The sequence below is a fragment of the uncultured Cellulomonas sp. genome, assembly GCF_963527515.1.
In the GTDB taxonomy this organism is placed as follows: domain Bacteria; phylum Actinomycetota; class Actinomycetes; order Actinomycetales; family Cellulomonadaceae; genus Cellulomonas.
Genome location: NZ_CAURTV010000139.1, coordinates 1 through 7,478 on the forward strand (window position 1 = coordinate 1; position 7,478 = coordinate 7,478).

The following is a 7,478-nucleotide window of genomic DNA, read 5'->3' on the forward strand; positions in this document are numbered from 1 at the left end:
GGCGACGGCGTCACCCAGGGTTGCGGCGACGGCGCTGAGCTGCGCCAGCTCGTCGGCGGCGGCGGGGTCGGAGGCGACGAGGCGCTCGACCGCGGCGCGCTCGTCGGGGTCGACGGCGTCGAGCGCGTAGGCGCCGAGCAGGGTGCGGGCGTCGTCGTCGGAGATCGTCATGACGTCACCCCCAGGCAGTCGCGCAGCCGGAGCAGCCCGTCCCGGATCCGGCTCTTCACGGTCGGCAGGGGCGCAGCCAGCTCGTCGGCCACCTCACGGTAGGTCCGGCCGCCGTAGTACGCGAGGACCACCGCCTGCTTCTGCGTGGGCGTCAGGGTGCCGAGGCAGTCGCGGACGCGGACCTGCTCGAGGGCGGACTCCACCTCGTCGGCGACCACGTCGAACTCGCGCTCGGCGCTGGAGTCGAGGACGCGCTGGTCGCGGTCGCGCTGGGCCTGGACCGCCCGGACGCGGTCGACGGCCCGCCGGTGCGCGAGCGTCAGGGTCCAGGTGCGCGCGGAGCCGCGCTCGCGGTCGAACCGCGCGGCCGTGCGCCAGACCTCGACCCAGACCTCCTGGGCCACCTCGGCCGCGTGGTCGGGGTCCCGCAGGACGCCGAGGCAGGTGCCGAAGACCCCGCGTCCGAGCGCGTCGTACAGGGCGGCGAACGCGGAGTCGTCGCCCCGCGCCACGTCCGAGAGCAGGGACTCGGCGGAGCGGGACGCGCTCGACTCGTCCGGTCCTCGCTCCACGCGGGCCAGTGTGCCCCAGGACCTGCCCACCCGCCCTTCGGCCGGCGCGAGCCGAGCACCGGTGCGCCTGGGGAGGCGCACCGGTGGCGGGGACAGCTGCAGCAGGGACATGGGTCCGTCGTCCGTCGGTTCGGGTGGGTCGGTGGTGGTTCGGTGCCGACGCCCGCGCGGATGGCTCCCTCAGCGGCGCAGGGCGACGGCGGCGTCGAGGTGGGCCTCGCGGCGCAGCTCGTGCACCCGGCGCTCGGCGTGCTGCCACGCCTCGACGGGAGCCGGAGCGGCCGGACGTGCCAGCCGGGCGCGCGTGGAGCGCAGGACGAGTCGGGGGACGGGGATGCGCACGGTGCGCACGTCGTACGTCAGCGCGACCATGTCACGCCTCCTCGGGTGTGGTGGTGCTGGGGCCAGCTGCGGGTTCGACCGCAAGGTCGGGGTGGCTGGTGGCGAACCAGCGCATGAGGAGGGCGCCCTCCGGCCGGGTCGAGGGGTCGAGCGTGCGGGCGACGTAGGGCTCGAACAGCGCGTTCACAGCGCGCAGCAGCGCGTCGGTCTCCTCGGGCGTGGCCCAGAACGTGTCCTTGGTCATCGACGTCGGCAGGGGCCGGCCGGCCAGCTCGGCCGCGCGGTCCGCGCGCTGGTGCAGGAAGTCGATGAAGCCGGCGGCACCCTGCTGCACGGCCACCTCCGCCAGCTCGACGACGGCGCGGACGGAGCCGGGGACCGAGTCGTCGGGCACGAACTGCTCGCGCCGGGCGCTCGGGCGCCAGGGACGCTCGCGCCCGCGCGGCTCGGCGGGCTCGATGAACCCGTAGCGCGCCAGCAGGCGCAGGTGGAACGAGCAGTTGGCCACCGACTCACCCGTGTGCTTGGCGCACTGGGTGGCGGTCGCCTCGCGCGTGTCGTCGAGGAACTCCAGCAGTGCCAGCCGCAGGGGGTGTGCCAGCGCGCGGATCCGCTCGGGGTCGCTGCGGTCGGCCCGGGCCTCGCTGGTCTCCGTGGTGCTCATGACTTGACCGTATGCTACGCAACGGTCATTGCGCAAGAGTCGTTGCGAAAGAGGCGTTGAGGAAAGACCGAAGGCCCCCACCGTGGTGGAGGCCTTCGTCGTGCTGCGGGACGGGTCAGATCACTTGAACGCGTCCTTGACGTTCTCGCCAGCCTGCTTCACGTTCGCGCTGGCCTGACCGCCCTTGCCGTCTGCTTCGAGCCGCTCGTCGTCAGTCGCCTTGCCGGCGGCTTCCTTGACCTTGCCCTTGGCTTCTTCCGCAGCGTTGCTGATCTTGTCGTCGAGACCCATCAGAATCACTCCTCTCGGGTTGGCAACTCCTCGACGTTACGGCTGCTCCGCGCCGTCCGCATCCGCAACGACCGCATCCCGCAGGGCGCCGAGCACCTGCTCCCAGTTCGCGGTCGAGTGCGCCGCCTCCTCAGCCGACCCGTTGCCGTCCTGCTCGAGGGTGACGGTCGTGGAGCCGCCGTGCTCCTCGAACGTGAAGGTCAGGTGGTGGTAGCTCTCGGGGACGTCCGGCTGGCCGCTCAGCGGCGAGAAGTGCGTGTACCGCAGGCGCCGGGGCCGCTCCACCTCGAGGATCTCGCCGTGGTCCTGGAACGGCTTGCCGTCCCACTCGCCGTCGAACGTGATGGGCACGCCGACCACGTAGGCGCTGGTGATGCGGGCGCCCATCATCCAGGTGGCCTCGGGGTCGACCAGGGTGTCCCACACCGTCTCGGCTGACGCCGGGACGTCGACGGATGCTCGAGCGACGTGACTCTCAGACATGGTGCCCTCCCCGCACGCGGTACAGGTCGGTGAGCGTGAAGATCTCCGACCCGTGGTGGATGATCTCGCGGTTGATGTGCGCCACCAGGTGCGCGAACGGTGACTGCGCATCGATCTCGGTGGCCTGGCTGAGGCCGACCGTGAAGATGTCATCGTCGGACAGGTCAGCGATCGCCGCGCGCCAGGCGTCGGCCACCCGGGTGAGCTCGGCGACGGCCGGTCCGACCTCGCCCGAGTACGTCAACGTGGGTCGCTTGGCCTCGTGCGCGCCGAACGTCCAGTCGTGGCGCTCGGTGAGCACCTCCGTGAGGTGCGCGACGAGCCACGCGACCGTGCGGGGACCGGGGTGGTCCGGACCCTCGGGCCACTCGACCACCCAGTCACCGACGCCGAACGTGCGCGGCGCGGTGCTCTCGGAGCGCCGCCGGACGCTCAGGGCGCCCGGTGCCGGCTCCCACTCGAACTCGTCCTGCGTGAGGGTCTCGAGGCGGCGCGCGAGCTCCCACCAGGAGTACTCCAGCTGCCCGCGGACCACCGCCCGCGGCGTGGGGACGGTGAGGATCGACCAGTCGAAGTTCTCCACAGCTCCCGACCGTAGCGAAGCCCGGTGACACTCACTCGGTGGCGGCTTCCTCCCGGAGGCGCGGCTCCGTCCGGCGAGAGGGCGCGAAGCCGGCCTTGTCGGCGTAGAACGCTCGGACCTCGTCCATGTCCCCGGCGACGTCGCCGGTCAGCCGGAGGGTCGGGCCCAGGCCCGCGGTCATCGTCGTGCGGTCGACGTACCCGAGGGTGACCGGCAGGTCGGTCGCGCGGGCGATGCGGTAGAAGCCCGACTTCCAGCCGGAGCCGCTGCGGGTGCCCTCGGGGGTGACGACGAGGTAGAAGCGGTCACCCCCCTGGATGCGCGCGACCAGCTCGTCCACCAGACCGGCCGGGTCGCGACGGTCCACGGGGATGCCGCCGAGCGCGCGCATCACCGGACCTGCCGGGCCGCGGAACAGCTGGTGCTTGCCCAGCCACCGGATCGGCAGGTCCGCCTCGCCACTGATCGCGAGCATGAGGATGAAGTCCCAGTTCGACGTGTGCGGCGCACCGATCAGCAGGCCGGCACCGTCCACCGGGACGCGTTCGGTCTGAAGGGTCCACCGGCTCAGCCGCCAGTAGGCGAGGGCGAGGGTGCGTCGGAGCGTCACGGACTGGACGGTACCCGAGGCCGCAGTCACACCGACGTGTGAGGGATTGCGACCCTCTCTTGACTGCACACCACGGGGGTTCGTAGTGTCTGGTCACGACGCTGCAAGAACTCGACATGTCGCACGCACAAAGTGGTGTACCACGCGGCAAACTGGCGAACGGCGTCGGCTCCGCAGTTCACCGCCGTGCTCGTGCCGGTGGGGCACCGACGCCCCCCCGACAGGCCGGTCCCGTGGGTCCACCGTCGGGCGTGCGGGAACGGGCAGCGCGCCCGGCACGGACCCCGCCCCGGCGGGAGAACGAGGGACCACCTCATGAGCATGAGAAGGAACGTCAGGCTCGCCGTCGTGGCGACCGCCACGGCGGCGCTCGTCGCCCCGCTCGGCCTCGCGGTCTTCGCGCAGGGCGCGGTGGCCGCCGGCCCGAACCTCGCCGCGGGCAAGCCCGCCACCGCCAGCAGCACCGTGGACGTCTACGGCGCCGGCAACGTCACGGACGGCAACCAGTCGACCTACTGGGAGTCGACCAACAACCAGCTCCCGCAGTGGGTGCAGGTGGACTTGGGCAGCGCCGCCACGGTCACCGACCTCACCCTGAAGCTCCCGACCGGCGCCTGGGGAGCGCGGACGCAGACGATCACCGTCCAGGGCTCCACCACCGGCTCGACGTTCACCACCCTGAAGGCCTCGACGGGCTACACGTTCGACCCGGGCGCGGCCAACACCGTGAACGTCGACGTCACCGACACCTCCGTGCGGTTCGTGCGGCTGAGCATCACGGCCAACACCGGCTGGCCGGCCGGGCAGCTCTCGGAGCTCGAGGTCTACGGCACCACGACGCCGGACCCGACACCGACGCCGACCACCCCTCCGACCGGCCAGAACCTCGCGCTGAGCAGGCCGATCGTCGCCTCCTCCACCGAGTGGACCTACACGGCCGGGAACGCGGTCGACGGGAACCTCGGCAGCTACTGGGAGGGCGCCGGCGGTCAGTACCCGAGCAACCTCACCGTCACGCTCGCGTCAGCCAGCCAGCTGTCTGCGGTCACCGTCAGGCTCAACCCCGACGGGGCGTGGGGCAACCGCACCCAGACCTTCTCCGTGGAGGGCCGCACCGGCACCGGAGCGTTCACCACGCTCGCGCCCTCGGCCGCCCGCGCGTTCAGCCCGTCCACCGGCAACACGGTCACCGTGCCCGTGATCGGCACCGCCACCGACGTCCGTCTCGTGTTCACCGGCAACACCGGCGCCGGCAACGGCCAGGTGGCCGAGCTGCAGGTGTTCGGCGCCGCGGCACCCAACCCTGACCTCACCGTCACCGGCGTCACCGGCCCGGCCAACGCGACCGAGTCGACCCCCCTCACGCTCACGGCGACCGTGCGGAACGTCGGCACGTCGGCGTCCGCCGCCACGACGCTCGCCTTCCAGGTGGACGGCCAGAACGCCGTCAACGCGAACGTCGGTGCCCTGAACCCCGGTGCCACCGCCACGGTGACGGGAAGCATCGGCGGCCGCGCCGCCGGCTCCTACACGATCGGCGCCGTGGCCGACCCGGCCAACACGGTGGTCGAGCAGAACGAGTCCAACAACGCGTACAGCAACCCCACGAAGCTCGTCGTGTCCCCGGTGCCCAGCTCCGACCTGGTCCCCGTGGTCAGCTGGTCCCCGAGCAACCCGGCCGCGGGCGCGGTCGTCACGTTCACCGGCGCGGTCGCCAACAACGGCACCATCGCCACGTCGACCGCGGCGCACGGGCTGACGGTCACCATCAAGGACTCCACCACCGGCACCGTGGTCCGGACGCTCACCGGGTCTGTGCAAGGAAGCATCGGCGTGGGCGCGACCAGCGGGACGGTGAACCTGGGCACCTGGACGGCCGGCAACGGCACGTACGACGTGTCCAGCGCGGTGGCCGCCGACTCGACCGAGGTGCCGGGCAAGCAGGCGAACAACGTGGTCTCGGGCGGGATCTTCGTCGGCCGCGGCGCGCGCCTGCCGTTCGACATGTACGAGGCCGAGGACGGCCGCACCGGCGGCGGCGCGGTGCTCGTCGGCCCCAACCGCACGGTCGGCGACCTGGCGGGCGAGGCCTCCGGGCGCCGCGCGGCCACGCTGAGCGCCACGGGCTCCTGGGTCGAGTGGACGACGAAGAACCCCACCAACACCCTGGTCACGCGGTTCTCGATCCCGGACAACGCCGCCGGCACCGGAGCCAGCGGGAGCATCGACGTCTTCGTCAACGGCACCTACCTCAAGCGCCTCGACCTGACGTCACGGTTCGCGTGGCTCTACGGCGACGAGAAGGGCCCGAACAACAACCCCAGCTCCGGCGGGCCGCGGCACATCTACGACGAGGCCAGCACCCTCCTGGGCACCACCGTCCCCGCGGGCGCGACCATCCGGCTGCAGCGCACGGCGAGCAACCCCCAGCCGGTGACGGTCGACTTCATCAACACGGAGCTGGCCACGGCCGACCCCAACCCCAACCCGGCGCAGTACGTGCAGCCCACCGGGTTCACGCACCAGGACGTCCAGAACGCCCTGGACCGGGCGCGCATGGACACCACGGGCACGATCAAGGGCGTCTACCTGCCCGCCGGCGACTACAGCACCTCGAGCAAGTTCCAGGTGTACGGCAAGGCGGTCGACATCGTCGGTGCCGGTCCCTGGTTCACCCGGTTCTTCGCGCCCACCGGTCAGGAGAACACCGACGTCGGCTTCCGCGCGGAGGCGTCGTCCAACGGGTCGAAGTTCCGCGGGTTCGCCTACTTCGGCAACTACACCTCGCGCATCGACGGACCCGGCAAGGTCCTCGACTTCACCAACGTCGCCAACATGACGGTGGACAACTTGTGGGTCGAGCACATGATCTGCATGTTCTGGGCGTCCAACATGGACTCCAGCACGATCACCAGCTCGCGCATCCGGAACACGTTCGCCGACGGCATCAACATGACCAACGGCAGCGCCAACAACCGGGTGGCCAACATCGAGGCGCGCGGCACGGGTGACGACTCGTTCGCCCTGTTCGCGGCCACCGACGCGGGCGGCACCGGCCAGACCGGCAACGTCTACGAGAACCTCACGTCGCTGGTCACCTGGCGCGCGGCGGGGCTGGCGGTCTACGGCGGGTACGGGAACGTGTTCCGGAACATCTACATCGCGGACACGCTCGTGTACTCCGGCATCACGATCAGCTCGCTCGACTTCGGGTACCCGATGGACGAGTTCGGCTCCGCGGCGCCGACGAGCTTCCAGAACATCTCGATCGTGCGCGCCGGCGGTCACTTCTGGGGCAACCAGACGTTCCCCGCCATCTGGGTGTTCTCCGCGTCGAAGAAGTTCCAGGGCATCCGGGTCAGCGACGTGGACATCGTCGACCCCACCTACTCCGGGATCATGTTCCAGACCAACTACACCAGCCCCACCCAGCCGCAGAACCCGATCACCGACACGGTCTTCACCAACGTGTCGATCACGGGGGCCCGCAAGAGCGGCGACGCCTGGGACGCCAAGTCCGGGTTCGGCATCTGGGTCAACGAGATGCCGGAGCAGGGCCAGGGACCGGCGGTCGGCTCGGTGACGTTCACCAACCTGCGCCTGAGCAACAACGCGCAGGACATCAGGAACACCACGTCCACGTTCACCATCAACCGCAACTAGGCCCCCAGACGCCCGGGCTCCGAGGACCCGGGCGGTCGACGGCGGACGGTCGGTGTGCGGGACCCCACCAACCCCCGGGCCACCAAAGGGGCCCCCAAA

At 71.3% G+C, this 7,478-nt stretch carries 8 protein-coding genes; 1 reads left to right on the forward strand and 7 read right to left on the reverse strand.

The window, feature by feature from the left end; translation table 11 throughout:
• Window positions 1–167: 167 nt before the first annotated feature.
• The 7 genes from sigK to RYN42_RS18770 form a co-directional block, all read right to left on the reverse strand.
• The gene (sigK, locus tag RYN42_RS18740) at window positions 168–743 is read right to left on the reverse strand and encodes an ECF RNA polymerase sigma factor SigK (protein ID WP_315098674.1); all 576 of its coding nucleotides are present in this window, start codon (window positions 741–743) and stop codon (window positions 168–170) included.
• A gap of 180 nt (window positions 744–923) precedes the next feature.
• On the reverse strand, window positions 924–1,115 hold the full coding sequence (locus RYN42_RS18745) for a hypothetical protein (protein WP_315098676.1): 192 nt from the start codon (window positions 1,113–1,115) through the stop codon (window positions 924–926).
• A 1-nt stretch (window position 1,116) separates the two neighbouring features.
• Window positions 1,117–1,749 (reverse strand): winged helix-turn-helix domain-containing protein, encoded by a 633-nt coding sequence (locus RYN42_RS18750; RefSeq protein ID WP_315098679.1) that lies wholly within the window; start codon window positions 1,747–1,749, stop codon window positions 1,117–1,119.
• Between the two features lie 120 nt (window positions 1,750–1,869).
• Entirely contained in the window at window positions 1,870–2,040 is a 171-nt protein-coding gene (locus RYN42_RS18755) for a CsbD family protein (protein WP_315098681.1), read from the reverse strand.
• A 36-nt stretch (window positions 2,041–2,076) separates the two neighbouring features.
• The gene (locus RYN42_RS18760) at window positions 2,077–2,523 is read right to left on the reverse strand and encodes an SRPBCC domain-containing protein (RefSeq protein ID WP_315098683.1); all 447 of its coding nucleotides are present in this window, start codon (window positions 2,521–2,523) and stop codon (window positions 2,077–2,079) included.
• Window positions 2,516–3,106 (reverse strand): DinB family protein, encoded by a 591-nt coding sequence (locus RYN42_RS18765; RefSeq protein WP_315098686.1) that lies wholly within the window; start codon window positions 3,104–3,106, stop codon window positions 2,516–2,518. Before RYN42_RS18765 ends, RYN42_RS18760 begins: the two co-directional genes overlap by 8 nt.
• Before the next feature lie 31 nt (window positions 3,107–3,137).
• Complete coding sequence (locus RYN42_RS18770) at window positions 3,138–3,716, reverse strand: 1-acyl-sn-glycerol-3-phosphate acyltransferase (protein WP_315098689.1); 579 nt, start codon at window positions 3,714–3,716, stop codon at window positions 3,138–3,140.
• A 315-nt stretch (window positions 3,717–4,031) separates the two neighbouring features.
• Here RYN42_RS18770 and RYN42_RS18775 point away from each other — a divergent pair, with 315 nt between their 5' ends.
• Window positions 4,032–7,379: a discoidin domain-containing protein gene (locus RYN42_RS18775; protein WP_315098692.1), complete on the forward strand. Its 3,348-nt coding sequence runs from the start codon at window positions 4,032–4,034 to the stop codon at window positions 7,377–7,379.
• The last annotated feature ends 99 nt before the right edge of the window (window positions 7,380–7,478 follow it).

Bases quoted from the DNA above. Each gene is read 5' to 3' on its own strand.
- RYN42_RS18775 (WP_315098692.1), top strand. From the start codon at position 4,032: ATGAGCATGAGAAGGAACGTCAGGCTCGCCGTCGTGGCGACCGCCACG.
- RYN42_RS18755 (WP_315098681.1), bottom strand. From the start codon at position 2,040: ATGGGTCTCGACGACAAGATCAGCAACGCTGCGGAAGAAGCCAAGGGC.
- RYN42_RS18745 (WP_315098676.1), bottom strand. From the start codon at position 1,115: ATGGTCGCGCTGACGTACGACGTGCGCACCGTGCGCATCCCCGTCCCC.
- RYN42_RS18750 (WP_315098679.1), bottom strand. From the start codon at position 1,749: ATGAGCACCACGGAGACCAGCGAGGCCCGGGCCGACCGCAGCGACCCC.
- RYN42_RS18760 (WP_315098683.1), bottom strand. From the start codon at position 2,523: ATGTCTGAGAGTCACGTCGCTCGAGCATCCGTCGACGTCCCGGCGTCA.